Source organism: Mesorhizobium sp. P2_D6 (genome assembly GCF_056404315.1).
Genome location: NZ_JBFUEG010000003.1, coordinates 463,433 through 477,197, shown reverse-complemented (window position 1 = coordinate 477,197; position 13,765 = coordinate 463,433). Strand labels below are relative to the sequence as shown.

16 protein-coding genes are annotated in these 13,765 nt (G+C 63.0%); 9 read left to right on the top strand and 7 right to left on the bottom strand.

The annotated features are described in order from the left end of the window. Positions 1–63 precede the first annotated feature (63 nt). Entirely contained in the window at positions 64–1,122 is a 1,059-nt protein-coding gene (locus tag AC1D1L_RS08740; RefSeq protein ID WP_477340487.1) for a polysaccharide deacetylase family protein, read from the top strand. 48 nt (positions 1,123–1,170) lie between these two features. Here AC1D1L_RS08740 and AC1D1L_RS08735 read toward each other — a convergent pair whose 3' ends face one another. Continuing rightward, the gene (locus AC1D1L_RS08735; protein ID WP_142868027.1) at positions 1,171–1,386 is read right to left on the bottom strand and encodes a DUF2842 domain-containing protein; all 216 of its coding nucleotides are present in this window, start codon (positions 1,384–1,386) and stop codon (positions 1,171–1,173) included. A 257-nt stretch (positions 1,387–1,643) separates the two neighbouring features. On the opposite strand from AC1D1L_RS08735, the gene AC1D1L_RS08730 reads away from it, so the two are divergent. Then, positions 1,644–2,735, top strand: coding sequence for a COX15/CtaA family protein (locus AC1D1L_RS08730; RefSeq protein WP_477340485.1), 1,092 nt, complete (start codon positions 1,644–1,646; stop codon positions 2,733–2,735). Positions 2,736–2,872: 137 nt separating this feature from the next. Here the strand turns inward: AC1D1L_RS08730 and argC are convergent, their stop codons facing one another. Both argC and speB read right to left on the bottom strand, forming a co-directional pair. After that, entirely contained in the window at positions 2,873–3,799 is a 927-nt protein-coding gene (gene argC, locus AC1D1L_RS08725) for an N-acetyl-gamma-glutamyl-phosphate reductase (RefSeq protein ID WP_477340483.1), read from the bottom strand. Between the two features lie 49 nt (positions 3,800–3,848). Beyond that, positions 3,849–4,850 (bottom strand): agmatinase, encoded by a 1,002-nt coding sequence (gene speB, locus AC1D1L_RS08720; protein ID WP_352560339.1) that lies wholly within the window; start codon positions 4,848–4,850, stop codon positions 3,849–3,851. 277 nt (positions 4,851–5,127) lie between these two features. On the opposite strand from speB, the gene AC1D1L_RS08715 reads away from it, so the two are divergent. Next, positions 5,128–6,180: a glycerophosphodiester phosphodiesterase family protein gene (locus AC1D1L_RS08715; RefSeq protein ID WP_477340480.1), complete on the top strand. Its 1,053-nt coding sequence runs from the start codon at positions 5,128–5,130 to the stop codon at positions 6,178–6,180. A 179-nt stretch (positions 6,181–6,359) separates the two neighbouring features. Here AC1D1L_RS08715 and AC1D1L_RS08710 read toward each other — a convergent pair whose 3' ends face one another. Further along, a complete protein-coding gene (locus tag AC1D1L_RS08710; protein WP_477340478.1) occupies positions 6,360–7,229 on the bottom strand; it encodes an aldo/keto reductase family oxidoreductase in 870 nt (289 codons plus the stop codon). A 91-nt stretch (positions 7,230–7,320) separates the two neighbouring features. Here AC1D1L_RS08710 and AC1D1L_RS08705 point away from each other — a divergent pair, with 91 nt between their 5' ends. Further along, on the top strand, positions 7,321–8,220 hold the full coding sequence (locus AC1D1L_RS08705; protein WP_352591147.1) for a LysR family transcriptional regulator: 900 nt from the start codon (positions 7,321–7,323) through the stop codon (positions 8,218–8,220). 254 nt (positions 8,221–8,474) lie between these two features. On the opposite strand, the gene rpsI is transcribed toward AC1D1L_RS08705, so the two are convergent. From rpsI to AC1D1L_RS08690, 3 genes are all read right to left on the bottom strand, one after another. After that, positions 8,475–8,957, bottom strand: coding sequence for a 30S ribosomal protein S9 (gene rpsI, locus AC1D1L_RS08700; RefSeq protein ID WP_112561361.1), 483 nt, complete (start codon positions 8,955–8,957; stop codon positions 8,475–8,477). Between the two features lies 1 nt (position 8,958). Beyond that, positions 8,959–9,423 carry a 50S ribosomal protein L13 gene (gene rplM / locus AC1D1L_RS08695; protein ID WP_112561362.1) on the bottom strand — a complete coding sequence of 155 codons (465 nt, stop codon included), beginning with the start codon at positions 9,421–9,423 and terminating at the stop codon, positions 8,959–8,961. A gap of 222 nt (positions 9,424–9,645) precedes the next feature. Beyond that, on the bottom strand, positions 9,646–10,110 hold the full coding sequence (locus AC1D1L_RS08690) for a PaaI family thioesterase (protein ID WP_477340476.1): 465 nt from the start codon (positions 10,108–10,110) through the stop codon (positions 9,646–9,648). A gap of 153 nt (positions 10,111–10,263) precedes the next feature. On the opposite strand from AC1D1L_RS08690, the gene AC1D1L_RS08685 reads away from it, so the two are divergent. From AC1D1L_RS08685 to AC1D1L_RS08665, 5 genes are read left to right on the top strand one after another with little or no spacing between them, the layout of a single operon-like run. After that, positions 10,264–11,085, top strand: coding sequence for an enoyl-CoA hydratase (locus tag AC1D1L_RS08685; protein ID WP_477340474.1), 822 nt, complete (start codon positions 10,264–10,266; stop codon positions 11,083–11,085). Positions 11,086–11,088: 3 nt separating this feature from the next. Further along, positions 11,089–11,511, top strand: a complete 423-nt coding sequence (locus AC1D1L_RS08680) for a VOC family protein (RefSeq protein WP_477340472.1) — start codon at positions 11,089–11,091, stop codon at positions 11,509–11,511. Positions 11,512–11,520: 9 nt separating this feature from the next. Continuing rightward, positions 11,521–12,297 (top strand): AAA family ATPase, encoded by a 777-nt coding sequence (locus tag AC1D1L_RS08675; RefSeq protein ID WP_477340470.1) that lies wholly within the window; start codon positions 11,521–11,523, stop codon positions 12,295–12,297. 7 nt (positions 12,298–12,304) lie between these two features. Next, entirely contained in the window at positions 12,305–13,066 is a 762-nt protein-coding gene (locus AC1D1L_RS08670; RefSeq protein WP_477340468.1) for a GNAT family N-acetyltransferase, read from the top strand. Then, positions 13,063–13,584 (top strand): CoA-binding protein, encoded by a 522-nt coding sequence (locus AC1D1L_RS08665; protein WP_477340466.1) that lies wholly within the window; start codon positions 13,063–13,065, stop codon positions 13,582–13,584. Before AC1D1L_RS08670 ends, AC1D1L_RS08665 begins: the two co-directional genes overlap by 4 nt. Positions 13,585–13,765: the final 181 nt, after the last annotated feature.

Below are 13,765 nucleotides of genomic sequence, written 5' to 3'. Positions count from 1 at the left end.
ATCAGGGAGTTCGCGTCGGCGCGTTCCGTGCTTGGATTGAGCCTAGGCGCAAAAGGTGAATGAATGATCGACGGCGGGGAGGCAGTTCGGAAACTGGCGCTTAACATCGCCCGCTTTACCGGCCTTGCACCGCTGGCCAAGCCCTTCGTCGGCGGCATTGGCGCCATCCTGATGTTGCACCGGGTCACCGCCACGCCGGAGAAGCCCGACGGCGTTAACCGCCACCTCAACATCGCCCCGCGTTTCCTCGACACTCTTGTCGCCGACATGAAGGCGAGGGGCTATGCCTTCGTCACGCTCGACGAGGCGATCGAGCGCATCAAGGCCGGTGGCAAGGACGGCCAGTTCGCTACCATCACCGCCGACGACGCCTATCGCGACAACATGACCGAAGCGCTGCCGGTGCTGGAAAAGCACGACGCGCCGATCACCATCTATGTCGCGCCGGGCCTGATCGACGGCAGCGCCGACCTGTGGTGGGACGTCGTCGAGGACATCGTCAACGCGCGCGACCGGCTGACGCTGGCGACGCCGAAGGGGCCGGTGACGATCGACTGCTCTACCCACGGCAGAAAACTTCAGGCCAATGCCCGCCTGCACGCCTATCTGACGCTGGAAGTCCGCGAGGAGGACCAGCGCGCTGTGCTGCGCGATCTCGCGCGCTCGAACGGCATCGAACTCGATGGGTTGCGCTCAAGCACACTGATGACCTGGGACGATATCCGCGCCATGGCCGGGCACAGGTTGGTGACGATCGGCGCACACACGGTCAACCATCGCAATCTGAAGCGGCTCGACGAAGCCGATGCGCGCCATGAGATCGGCGACGTCAGGCGCCAGCTGCAGGCGCAGCTCGGCGAAGAGCCGCGCCATCTCGCTTACCCCTATGGCTATGCAAGCGCTGTCGGCTGCCGCGAAGTCGGCTTTGCCGGCGACGCCGGCTACGCCTCGGCGGTGACGACCCGCCATGGCGTGCTGCATGCCGAGCATGCCGGCTTCCTGCACGCACTGCCGCGCATCTCGGTCAATGGCCGCTATCAGAGCGTCGCCCATATCCGCACCATGCTGTCGGGGGTGACGACGCCGCTGGCCAATGCCGGCAAGATGGTTGTGACGATCTGAGATGGTGGTGACCATCTGAGATGGTGGTGACGATTAGGCCGAGCGCTTTCAGCCTTTCGGCCGCGGCTCCAGGATCAGCCATTTGATGATGCCCATCGCCGGCAGCACCCAGAACAGGCCGCTGAACAGGAAGAACAGGAAATGCACCAGCGGGCCGGATTCCGATAGTTGGGCAACGGCGATGATCGACGCGACCAGCGCGTAGATGATGACCAGCGCCACCAGCAGGAAGGTTCCGATCAGCTTTTTCAGGCGGATGGGCATGAGGCGTTCTCGTTGATCGCCTTCGCTTAGGCCCAACGGGGCGCCTGTGCAACCCGCCAGAGCAATTCCAGGAAAAGTGTGAAACGGTTTTCCGTCCGGAATTGCGCCGATAAACCAAAAGATAGAGCGGTTCGCCGTTTCCGTGAAACGGTGAAACGCTCTGCTTGCGGCGCGACGGCGTGCCGCGCCGTTCGGTCTTGTCAGCCGGGTTGCGATGGTTCACCAATCCGCCATTTGCAACCTGCCGGGACAAACACATGGCCGCCATATCAGCTGCCGCGCCGTACACGGCCCGCGACCGCGACCTCAACAACCGGGCGCTGGTGCGCGGCTGGCTCTATGTCGTGCTTTTGGTGCTGTTTGCGCTGGTACTGGTCGGCGGCGCCACAAGGCTCACCAATTCCGGCCTGTCGATCACCGAATGGAAGCCGATCCATGGTGTGATACCGCCGCTCAACGATGCCGAGTGGCAGGAGGAATTCCAGCTCTACCAAAAAATCCCGCAGTATGCCGAACTCAACAAGGGCATGAGCCTGGACGCGTTCAAGTCGATCTTCTGGTGGGAATGGGCGCACCGAATCCTTGCCCGCAGCGTCGGCCTGGTCTTCGGCCTGCCGCTGCTGGTCTTCTGGGCGACGCGCCGCATCGAGCGCGGCCTTGGGCCAAAGCTGCTCGGCATTCTGCTGCTCGGCGGACTGCAAGGCGCCATCGGCTGGTGGATGGTGGCCTCCGGCCTTGTCGACCGCGTCTCCGTCAGCCAGTACCGGTTGGCGACGCATCTGACGCTTGCCGCACTGATCTTCACCGCCACCATGGTGGTCGCGCGTGGGCTGGCGCCGCATTCCGAGCCCGCCGCCGACCGGTCGACGCAAAGATTGGCCGGTTTCATCGTGCTCCTGGCTCTCATCCAGATCTATCTCGGCGGCCTGGTCGCCGGGCTCGATGCCGGCCTGAGCTACAACACCTGGCCGCTGATGGACGGCAAGATCATCCCCAGCGACCTGCTGCTGCTCGAACCGGCCTGGCGCAATTTCTTCGAGAACCCGAAGACGGTGCAGTTCGTTCACCGGCTGGGCGCCTATACCGTCTTTGTCGTGGCACTCTGGCACATGATCGCGACACGGATGGGCCAGCCGGGAACGACGCATGCGCGACGCGCGACGCTGCTGTTTCTGCTGGTGCTGGTCCAGGCTTCGATCGGCATCGGTACGCTGTTGATGCAGGTGCCGTTGCACATGGCGCTGACCCATCAGGCCTTCGCGCTTATCCTGCTGGGGTTTGCCGCCGCGCACTGGCGCGGCACAAAGGGCGCCTATCCGCTGCCGCACGAGATAGAAGTCAGAAGCTGAGCCGCACCTTCCGGATCCCTTCGGCTACCGACAACTCGCGGTTTTCATCGACCGCATTCTCGTCTTCGTGGTGCCAGGCGGCCGACAGGCAACCCCAGATAGAGCGGTTCGCCGTTTCCACGAAACGGTGAAAGGCTCTAGAGGCCGAGCATCAGGTCCATGTTCTGCACGGCCGCACCCGAGGCGCCCTTGCCGAGATTGTCGTAGACGGCGAGCAGCAGCGCCTGTGCCCGGTCGTCATTGGCAAAGACATAGACCTTCATGCGGTTGGTGCCGTTGTAGACTTCCGGATCGATCTCCGGCATGCGCTCGAGATGCGCATAGGGCGCGACCTCGACCACGCCGCCATCGATGGCCGCGAAGTGGTCGGCGATCGCTGTATGCAGTTCGGCACCGGTCGGCACATGGTCGAGGCCGCCGAGTTGCAGCGGCACCACCGTGATCATGCCTTGCGCGAAATTGCCGACCGCCGGCTGCATGATCGGATCATGCGAGAGTTTCGCATAGGTCCTCAGCTCCGGCACATGCTTGTGCTGCAGCGTCAGCCCGTAGGGCAGGAATTCCGAGGCATCCTCGCCCTTGGCGACATACTCCTCGATCATCGGCCGGCCGCCGCCCGAATAGCCCGAAATGCCGTTGACGGTGATCGGAAAATCTGGCGGCAGCAGCCCGGCCGTCAGCAGCGGCCGCAGCGTCGCGATCGGCCCTTGCGGCCAGCAACCGGGATTGGCGACGCGCTTGGCCCCGGCGATCTTTTTCGCCTGACCCTTGTCCATTTCGGCAAAACCGTATTCCCAGCCTTCGGCGACGCGATGCGCTGTCGACGCATCGATGACCTTGGTCGTGTCGTTGGTGATCAGCGAAACGCTTTCTTTGGCGGCTGCGTCCGGCAGGCACAGGATCGCGACATCGGCGGCATTGAGGAACTCGGCGCGCGCCGCCGTTTCCTTGCGGCGCTCGGTCGGGATCGAGATGATCTCGAGGTCGCCGCGCTCGGCAAGCAGCGCCCTGATCTGCAGACCGGTGGTGCCGTGTTCGCCGTCGATGAAGATTTTCGGTTTCATATCCCAGAATATTCCCTGCTAACTCGTCAAATTCCCTGCTAGTTCAAACCTATATGCCTTGGCCGTGGTTTGCCGCGCCATGGTTGCCATTGTTCAACTCTTCGGCCCGCGCCTTTCGTTCGGCCACCAGGCCGAGATAGTGCATGGCCACCATCGAGCCGGCGATCGCCGTTATATCGGCGTGATCATAGGCCGGCGCAACCTCGACGACGTCGGCGCCGACAATATCGACTTGGCCGAGCTGGCGCAGCGTCGACAGGATTTTCGCCGAGGACGGTCCGCCGGCAACCGGCGTGCCGGTGCCGGGCGCAAACGCCGGGTCGAGGCAGTCGATGTCGAAGGTGAGATAGGTCTTCCTGCCGCCGGTGCGGTCGACGATGGCATAGGCGATGTCGGAAGCTCGCATCTCCTCGATCTCGTGGCCGTAGAGGATCTTGATGCCGAACGTATCGGGCGCATGGGTGCGGATGCCGATCTGGATCGAACGATCAGGGTCGATAATGCCTTCATTGACGGCACGGCCGACGAAAGAACCATGATCGATCCGCTTGCCGTCGTCCGGCCAGGTGTCCTGATGGGCGTCGAACTGCACCAGCGCCAGCGGCCCGTGGATGGCGGCATGCGCCTTGAGCAGCGGCCAGGTGACAAAATGGTCACCGCCGAGCGAGAGCAGGAAAGCGCCCGATTTCAGGATCTTCGCCGCTTCGCGCTCGATCGTGCCTGGTGTCTTCTGGTGATTGCCCGAATCGAGCAGGCAGTCGCCATAGTCGACGACCGAGAGATGCTCGAACAGGTCGCGCGAGAACGGATATTGCGGGTCGTTGTCGAGGATCGCCGAAGCGCGGCGGATCGCCTGCGGCCCAAAGCGCGCGCCCGGCCGGTTGGTCACGGCGGCGTCGAAAGGAATGCCCCATACGACCGCGTCCGCGCCCTTTACATCCTTGGTGTATTTGCGCCGCATGAACGACAGCGCGCCGGCATAGGTCGGCTCGAAGGATGCCCCCGTCTTGGAGCGGGCGGTGAAGGCGTTGTCGATGGTCTGGTTCGCCATTACGGGTCCTCTTTGTTCATCGGGCTGCCACAACTACAGAACCGGCACGCAAGATGCCAGTCACAGCTTGGCGAAACGACGTGGCGCTCCAACGGGGCGACAACAGCACTGTGTCGCCAAGGCGCAAGGCCCTTCTCGATCCTGCTCTAGCGCGCTGCTGGCATGGTTTCAGCACGACTTTGTTGCAGCGGCGCGACAATCCACTAGCCGGCTTCGTTCACCTGGATGTCACCGACGTCGCCTATCCCCGGGTCGATCCGGCAAGGAGCGATTCTCGATGCGGACCATATGCCTTCTGTTTTGCGCAGCACTTGCCGCCTTCACCGGCGAGGCCCAGGCAAGCGAAACCCGCGCCAGGCAAATCCTCGACCGCTTCGAGCACGCCAACCAGTGGCGCGACCATGTCTTGGTCGCCGCGCATCGCGCCGGCAGCATGCAGGCCGGCAAGACGCTCTATGCCGAAAACTCGCTCGCCGCCGTCGAAGGCGCGATCGCCATCGGTGCCGAAATCGTCGAGGTCGACATCCGGCGCTCGAAGGACGGCGAATTCGTCGTCATGCATGACAGCTGGCTCGACCGAACCACGACTTGCAAGGGCGAGGTGACCAACTACACGCTGGCCGAGCTCAGACACTGCAGGCTGGTGGTCGAAGGGACCGGTGCCGTCGCCAATGAAACAGTGTCGACGCTGCGCGAAATGCTGCTGGCGACCAGGGATCGGATCCTGATCAACCTCGACAACAAGCTCGATGTCCAGGCTCTGCCCGGAATGATCGCCATCGCCCGCGATCTCGGCATGACCGAGCAGGTGATCGTCAAGGAGAACCTGTGGAACCAGCAGCGGATCGACACGGTCAAGGCGGCGCTCCGTGCTGCCGGCGGCGGCTTCCAGTTCATGCCGATCATCGCCGACGACGCGGTGCATGACGCCGCCTTTGCCGAGCAGGTCGGCAAGGCTTTTGCGCCCGGCGCGATTGAGCTGATCAACTGGCGGGCAGGGGCGCAAACGCTAACCGAGACCGGGGGCCCGCTGTTCAGCACTCGCATGCGGGCGGTGTCGGTGCGGGGCGGCTGGCACATCTGGGCTGACACTTACGCCATCGTCAACAAGCTGGGCGGCTTCCTCTCCGGCGGCCGCGGCGACGAACTGGCGGTCGCGGCCAGCCTGCCGGCTGAGACCTACGGTTTCTGGGCCGAACGCGGCGCCACCATCATCCAGACCGATGAACCGAAGGCAGCGATTGCGTGGCTAGCGGCGAATGGGTTTCGCGTGCCTTATGCGGATGAGGCGCGGCCGGCCGAGCCGGCGAATACGGCGAGTATCAATTAGAGCGACGGTCGACGCTGCTGATCTCCCCCCTTGTGGGGGAGATGTCCGGCAGGACAGAGGGGGGCGTCGCGCGTGGAGCGCTAACCTTCATCTGCCGCAGGAGGTCGAGTCCGGTCGGACCGACCCCCTCTGTCGCCTTCGGCGACATCTCCCCCTCGAGGGGGGAGATTGCTCGCGCCTCACGCCGCCTTGGCGACCCCATCCAACTCGCTCAGCACATCAACCGACAGCTTCAGCTCCGCCGCCGCCAAATTCTCCCTCAAATGCCCAACCGAAGATGTCCCCGGGATCAGCAGGATGTTCGGCGAACGCTTGAGCAGCCATGCGAGCGCAACCTGCAACGGCGTGGCGCCAACCCGCGCCGCCACATCCGACAAGGTCGACGACTGCAGCGGGCTGAAACCGCCGAGCGGGAAGAACGGGGTGTAGGCGATACCGTCGCGTGCCAGCTCGTCGATCAATCCGTCATCGTCCCGGTGCGCCAGATTGTACTGGTTCTGCACACAGACGATCTCGGCGATCCCACGGCCTTCCTCGACCTGCGCTGGGGTGACGTTGCTCAGGCCGATATGGCGCACCAGGCCCTTGCGCTGCAACTCGGCAAGCGCCGTCAGCTGCGCTTCGATCGAGCCCTCGGTCGGGCCCATCCCGAACATGATGCGCAAATTTACGACATCCAGAACCTCAAGTCCGAGATTCCTGAGATTGTCGTGCACGGCCTGCTCGAGTTCCTTGGGTGAATTGGCAGGCAGCCAGGAGCCATCGCTGCCACGCCGCGCCCCGATCTTGGTGACGATGACCAGATCGTCGGCATAGGGCGCCAGCGCTTCGCGGATCAGCTGGTTGGTGACATGCGGGCCATAATAGTCGCTGGTGTCGATGTGGTTGACCCCGGAGGCCACCGCTTCGCGCAGCACCGCAATGGCCGCGTCCCGATCCTTCGGCGGACCGAAAACGTGCGGGCCGGCAAGTTGCATGGCGCCGTAGCCGAGCCGCTTCACGGTGTGGCTGCCGAGGGTGAATGTGCCGGACTTTTGGATAGTGGACATGCTCGATCTCCTTTGAGGAGGCGAAGATAGACGCTGCTCAACCTCGGGATAATAAGGTACAATCCGCACAGCTTGTGCGGAATGGCGAACAATGATGGACCTTGGCGATCTGAACTCATTCGTGGCGGTGGCGCGTGCCGGCGGTTTTCGCGAAGGGGCTCGCGCCAGTGGCGGCAGCGCGTCGGGCTTGAGCGAGGCGGTGCGCCGCCTGGAGACGCAGCTTGGCGTCAGGCTGTTCAACCGCACGACACGCAGCGTTGTTCCGACCGAGGCCGGCCTCAGCCTCTTGGGACGGCTTGGCCCGGCACTGTCGGAGGTGGAGGCGGCGCTCGACGTGGTCAATGGGTTTCGCGACAGGCCGGCCGGTTCGCTGCGCCTCAATGTGCCGGTCAGCGCCGCGCGGCTGATATTGCCTGACATCATTCCGGGCTTCCTCGCCGCTTATCCCGGCATCCGGCTCGAGGTGATCGCCGATGAGAACTTTGTCGACGTTCTGGCGGCCGGCTGTGACGCGGGCATCCGCTATGACGAGCGGCTGGAGCAGGACATGATTGCGGTGCCTATCGGACCGCGCGTCCAGCATTTCGCCACGGCTGCCAGCCCTGCCTATCTGGATCTTCATGGACGGCCGCAACATCCGAGCGACCTGCTTGGCCATTCTTGCCTGCGCGGCCGCTTTGCAAGCGGTGCGATGCTGCCGTGGGAATTTGAGCGCGACGGCGAAGTGGTGCGGGTCGACACGACGGGGCCGTTGATCGTGCGGATCGGCGGCGCGAGCGACCTTGCCGTCCATGCGGCGATTGCCGGCAGCGGCATCGTCGCGCTCTTCGAGGGCTGGCTTCGCCCTCACTTCGAGAGCGGCGCCCTCGAGCCCGTCCTCGAACCGTGGTGGCAGAGCTTTTCCGGACCGTTTCTCTATTATCCGGGACGGCGCTTGGTGCCGGCGCCGCTGCGGGCGTTCATCGATTTCGTCAAGGCCGGTAAGTTCTGAGACTTGAACCGAAGCCGGCGCCACCCGGCGCTGCGCGCCGACCTCCCCATCGAGGGGAGGTAGGGCGTCAGGCCCCTTGCACTACCGTTCCGTGCCCTGCCACCTTATTGAATGGCATCGGGCGAAACTGCTGCGACCTTCTACCTCCCCTCGATGGGGAGGTCGCGCCGAAGGCGCGGGAGGGGTGACTGCCGAGACCCCAAAACAAAAAGGCCGCCCGGAGGCGGCCTTTTCGACATGGAAGCTCGATACGCTTAGCGCTTCGAGAACTGGAAGCTACGGCGGGCCTTCGCCTTGCCGTACTTCTTGCGCTCGACGACGCGGCTGTCGCGGGTCAGGAAGCCACCCTTCTTCAGCACGGCGCGCAGTGCCGGCTCGTAGTAGGTCAACGCCTTGGAGATGCCGTGACGAACCGCACCGGCCTGGCCGGACAGGCCACCGCCGACGACAGTGGCGACGATGTCGTACTGGCCGGCGCGGTTGGAGGCGATGATCGGCTGGTTGAGGATCATCTGCAAGACCGGACGCGCGAAATAGGTCGCGAATTCCTTGTCGTTGACGACGATCTTGCCGGAACCCGGCTTCACCCAGACGCGCGCAATGGCGTTCTTGCGCTTGCCGGTGGCATAGGCACGGCCCGACTTGTCGAGCTTCTGGACATGGACGGGAGCAGCCGGCTGCGTGTTGGTGTTGCCGGTAGCCGTTCCGAGTTCTGCGAGCGAGGAAAGCTCAGCCATCTTACGAAGCCTTCTTGTTCTTGGCGTTCAGCGCGCCGACGTCGAGGGTGACGGGCTGCTGGGCGACATGCGGATGTTCCGTGCCTGCATAGACGCGGAGGTTCTTCATCTGGCGACGGCCGAGGGGCCCGCGCGGGATCATGCGTTCGACGGCCTTCTCGACGACACGCTCGGGGAAACGGCCCTCGAGCAGCTGGCGCGCGGTGCGCTCCTTGATGCCGCCGGGATGACCGGTGTGCCAGTAATAGACCTTGTCGGTGAACTTCTTGCCGGTGAACACCACCTTGTCGGCATTGATGACGATGACGTTGTCGCCGTCGTCGACATGCGGGGTGAAGGTGGGCTTGTGCTTGCCGCGAAGATGATTGGCGATGACAGTGGCGAGACGGCCGACGACGAGACCCTCGGCGTCGATCAGCACCCACTTCTTCACCACATCCGCAGGCTTCTGCGAAAAGGTTGCCATGGATTTCTGCTTTCGGTTAGGACCTACCCAAACGATCGGGAAGGCGTTTCTTGTTGCTTGGATTGGCAAAAGGCACTTGCCCGCCGCCAATAACAAAACGGCGGCCTTTGCGGGCCGCTGCTTCGGGAGGGCTTATAGGCGAGGGGACTTTGCGCGTCAAGGCGCAGGAAAAGCTCGTCATCGCCAAAAACATAGTAAAAACAACTATTTGAGTAAAAGGTATTATTTTACCACATCATTTATTCGCTTCGGCGGGATCGAATAGGTGCCCGTTGCATGCGCCACCGTGTGTCCGTCTGGTCCGGCAACGATGTCGATGTCGAACACCATCAGGCTCTTGCCCAGCTTCAGGATGCGGCAATGGCCGTCGATCGGCCCGGCCTCGGCCTTGCGCATGAAATTGATGTTGAGGTTTACGGTCACCGAGAGCGCGTCCGGCCCGGCATGGCTGAGCACGCAGACATAGCCGCCAATGTCGGCCAGCGTGAACAGCGAAGGGCCTGAGACGGTGCCGCCTGGCCGCAAATGCCGCTCGTTTGCGTTGAGCCGCACCATGCAGCCGCCGGGGAAAACGTCGATCGCCTCGTATGAAGCGAATTCGTCGTTGAGCTGTGGGTAGACGCTGGCCATCAGTGCATTGACTTCGGCCGCATTCAGCACCGGTTTGAGATTGTCCTGGGCGGGCATGTCGGTCTCTCGTTCTATGCCGGGCCTGTATGAACGCAATGGCGCGTTTCTGGCAACACCTTCAGCCCACTGGCGCAAGCGATGGGTGTTGATGAAACCCGATCCGATATTAGATAGTCTGGCGGCGCTTAGCGGAATCGCGGAGACCTTATAATGGCCGAAATCCTTGCCATCAAACCTGCTGCCATAGACGGGCTGGTCGCCGCGAGGCTGGACAAGGGCGTACTGCGCCTGACGCTCGCCAACCCGCCCGCCAATGCCTTGTCGCTTTCCGTCATGGCGGCGCTGAGCGCTGAACTCGATCAGGCCAAGGCCAACAAATCCGTCCGCGTCATTGTCTTGGCAGCGGCCGGAAAAGTCTTCTGCGCCGGCCACGACCTCAAGGAAATGACCGCGCGCCGCGCCGACGCCGACAGGGGCAAGGCCTTCTTCGAGCAGACATTTTCGGCTTGCGCTGCGTTGATGCAGCAGATTGTGCGCCATCCCTTGCCGATAATTGCCGAGGTCGATGGCCTTGCCACCGCGGCCGGACTGCAGCTGGTGGCCAGCTGCGACCTCGCGATTGCTTCGCATGAAGCGACCTTCTGCACGCCGGGCGTCAATATAGGCCTGTTCTGTTCGACGCCGATGGTGGCGCTGTCGCGCAACGTCTCGCGCAAGCAGGCGATGGAAATGCTGCTGACCGGCGAGACCATTGATGCCGCGACGGCCAAGGAGTTCGGCCTCGTCAACCGCGTCGTGCCGCGCGAATACCTGAATCAGATCGTCACCAAATACGCGCAAACCATTGCTTCCAAATCATCTCTGGTGATCAAGACAGGCAAGGAGGCCTTTTACGCGCAAGCCGAGATGGGCTTGGCCGACGCCTATGCCTTTACCGGACGCACCATGGTCGAGAACATGCTGGCGCGCGACGCCGAGGAGGGCATCGGCGCCTTCATCGGCAAGCGCAAGCCGGAATGGACGGACGACTAAAACATGGAACCGCGCATCTCCATCATCACCATCGCCACCGACGATCTCGAGCGAGCCGTGCGCTTTTATGAGGGCATGGGCCTCAAGCGTCATGCCGGCATCACCGACGGCGTTGCCTTCTTCCAGATGGGCGGCGCCATCCTCGGCCTGTTTCCGCGCCCAAGCGCCGAAGAAGATTCAGGCATCACCTTCGCCAAGGCGCCGTCGGCGGTTTACCTCGCCTACAACACCCGCTCCGACGCCGAAGTCGACGAGGTGCTCGCCATGGCGGAAAAAGCCGGCGGCAGGATCGTCAAGCCAGCAGGGCGCGCCTTCTGGGGCGGCTGGTACGGTTATTTCGCCGATGCCGACGGCCATGTCTGGGAAGTCGCGCACAATCCGGCCTTTCCGATCGCGGATGACGGCACCATCTCGCTGCCAGACTGATCGGTCCGCATGGCCTATCGCAAGCAACTGACGCGACTGAAGGCGCCTTATCTCAAGCGCATCTTGCTCGACCCCGAGCGGGTGGCTGATTGGGGAAAATACCCGTGGAACCTGCCACTGTTTCGCGGCCGTGAATTCGAGCTCGAATTCACCACACCGATCACCATCATTGTTGGCGAAAACGGCACCGGAAAATCGACGCTGCTCGAAGCCATCGGGGCGCTCGCCGGCTATGACGAAGCCGGCGGCGGCAAGGGCTACAGGCCGGTCGACCATTCCCGTGCCATCGACAGGAGCGGTGCTGGGCTGGTCAACAGCTTTCGTTGCCATTGGCTGCCGAAGGTTACAGCCGGTTGGTTCTTTCGCGCCGAATCCTTCTATTCTGTTGCCCGTTACCTCGACGAGGCGGCCAGAGAATCCGGCGGGACGCCGCCGGATTTCCTGTCCTGGTCGCATGGCGAGGGATTCATCCGCTTTTTCGAGGAGCGCTGCCGCCGGCAAGGCATCTACATTCTCGACGAGCCCGAAAGCGCGCTGTCGCCCTCGCGGCAGATCGAGCTGCTGAAGATGCTGCGGCACATGGACCAGTCGGGCACGGCGCAAGTGATCATGGCCACGCATTCGCCGCTGCTGATGGCTTGTCCCGGTGCGCGGCTGTTTCGCATCAGCCGCTTCGGCCTCGACCCGACCGATTTCAGCGACACCGATCATTTTCGCATGATGCGCGACTTCTGCACCGACCCGCAGGCGTTTATGGAAGAGGCGCTGCGGGAAGACGACGAGTGACATGCCGATGAGCCAAGCTGAAAAGGATCTGAACTGGCGGAGCGAACAGGCTTGCCGCGAAGCCTGGCCAGCGGCGATTGAGACCACCGTCGACGGTTTGCTTCTCAGGCGCTCCGGTGGCCGGACCCGGCGCAGCAATTCGGTCAACCCTTTGCGGGGAAAGCGCGGCCGGCCTGAGAGCGTGCTCGATGTAGCCGAGGCCTTCTATGCCGATCAGGGCCAGACACCGCTCTTTCGGGTTCCTGGCATCGCCGCCGAAATGGACACGCTCCTCGACCGCCAAGGCTACGATCTCGAGGGCGGAACCATCCACCTCTATGGCGGGATTGATGAATTGGTGGATATCAGCGACGAGCACGTCACCGTGTCGCCGACGCCCAGCGAGGACTGGTTCGCGGCACGGTTTCGCATGGGCGCCTATGACGATACGGATCGCCGCGTCTTTCGCGAGATGCCTGGGCTGATCATCGGCGACAAGGCGTTCGTATCCTGCGAGCGTGACAGCGAAATTGCCGCCTTGGCCTATGGCGTCATCCGCGATGGCCTGCTTGTGGTGGAGTCAGTCGAGACCGACAGCCGCTTCCGGCAGCAAGGCCTTGGCCGCAGGACGGTCGGCAGCTTGATCGGCTGGGCGCGGCGGGCAGGGGCCACAGCGGCCTGCCTGCAGGTCGTCGCCGACAATGCGCCGGGCCGCGCACTCTATACCTCGCTTGGGTTCACCAAAGAACTCTACCGCTATCACTACCGCAGGAAGGCGATTGCCGGATGAACCACGACGCCTACGACAATGCCTATATCGGCGGCATCCTCAATTCGGTGAAGACCATCGCCATGGTCGGCGCATCGGCGAACGACGTCCGGCCGAGCTTTTTCGTCCTGAAATATCTGCTGGCCAAAGGCTTTTCGGTGTTTCCGATCAATCCCGGACAGGCCGGCAAGGAAATCCTCGGCCGCATGACCTATGCCAGCCTTGCCCATCTGCCAGAGCCGGTCGACATGGTCGACATTTTTCGCGCGTCGGCGGCGGTGCCCGGCATTCTCGATGAGGTGCTGAAGCTGAACCCTTTGCCAAAAGTGCTCTGGATGCAGCTAGGCGTGCGCAATGACGAGGCGGCGGCGCGCGCCGAAGCGGCCGGCATCAAGGTGGTGATGAACCGCTGCCCCAAGATCGAATATGGCAAGCTATCGGGCGAGATCGGCTGGACCGGTGTTAACTCGGGTGTGCTGTCATCTAAGAAGCCGCTGATGCGGTCGGGATTCCAGAGTTTTGGCGTGCGCCAGAAATAGACCGCGATCCCGAAAGCCATGCTCGGTTCCCAGGCGAGCAAAATTATTCCGGGAAGCGATGAAGTTCCCCGCGCGTTCATCGTAGATCGCTTGCCGAAAGGTATTTTCTTCTTTGCATTCGTGGCTGCGGTTCGCCAAGAATGCCCACGATTTTCAGAAGGTTCAGGAGAGGGAGGTTTCG

What these genes read in the sequence shown, in the direction of transcription:
- AC1D1L_RS08705 (WP_352591147.1), top strand. Translation starts at nt 7,321, where the DNA reads ATGATGGACCTTGGCGATCTGAACTCATTCGTGGCGGTGGCGCGTGCC.
- AC1D1L_RS08670 (WP_477340468.1), top strand. Translation starts at nt 12,305, where the DNA reads ATGAGCCAAGCTGAAAAGGATCTGAACTGGCGGAGCGAACAGGCTTGC.
- AC1D1L_RS08690 (WP_477340476.1), bottom strand. Translation starts at nt 10,110, where the DNA reads ATGCCCGCCCAGGACAATCTCAAACCGGTGCTGAATGCGGCCGAAGTC.
- AC1D1L_RS08730 (WP_477340485.1), top strand. Translation starts at nt 1,644, where the DNA reads ATGGCCGCCATATCAGCTGCCGCGCCGTACACGGCCCGCGACCGCGAC.
- AC1D1L_RS08680 (WP_477340472.1), top strand. Translation starts at nt 11,089, where the DNA reads ATGGAACCGCGCATCTCCATCATCACCATCGCCACCGACGATCTCGAG.
- speB (WP_352560339.1), bottom strand. Translation starts at nt 4,850, where the DNA reads ATGGCGAACCAGACCATCGACAACGCCTTCACCGCCCGCTCCAAGACG.
- AC1D1L_RS08685 (WP_477340474.1), top strand. Translation starts at nt 10,264, where the DNA reads ATGGCCGAAATCCTTGCCATCAAACCTGCTGCCATAGACGGGCTGGTC.
- AC1D1L_RS08735 (WP_142868027.1), bottom strand. Translation starts at nt 1,386, where the DNA reads ATGCCCATCCGCCTGAAAAAGCTGATCGGAACCTTCCTGCTGGTGGCG.
- rpsI (WP_112561361.1), bottom strand. Translation starts at nt 8,957, where the DNA reads ATGGCTGAGCTTTCCTCGCTCGCAGAACTCGGAACGGCTACCGGCAAC.
- AC1D1L_RS08665 (WP_477340466.1), top strand. Translation starts at nt 13,063, where the DNA reads ATGAACCACGACGCCTACGACAATGCCTATATCGGCGGCATCCTCAAT.
- argC (WP_477340483.1), bottom strand. Translation starts at nt 3,799, where the DNA reads ATGAAACCGAAAATCTTCATCGACGGCGAACACGGCACCACCGGTCTG.
- AC1D1L_RS08740 (WP_477340487.1), top strand. Translation starts at nt 64, where the DNA reads ATGATCGACGGCGGGGAGGCAGTTCGGAAACTGGCGCTTAACATCGCC.
- rplM (WP_112561362.1), bottom strand. Translation starts at nt 9,423, where the DNA reads ATGGCAACCTTTTCGCAGAAGCCTGCGGATGTGGTGAAGAAGTGGGTG.
- AC1D1L_RS08715 (WP_477340480.1), top strand. Translation starts at nt 5,128, where the DNA reads ATGCGGACCATATGCCTTCTGTTTTGCGCAGCACTTGCCGCCTTCACC.
- AC1D1L_RS08710 (WP_477340478.1), bottom strand. Translation starts at nt 7,229, where the DNA reads ATGTCCACTATCCAAAAGTCCGGCACATTCACCCTCGGCAGCCACACC.
- AC1D1L_RS08675 (WP_477340470.1), top strand. Translation starts at nt 11,521, where the DNA reads ATGGCCTATCGCAAGCAACTGACGCGACTGAAGGCGCCTTATCTCAAG.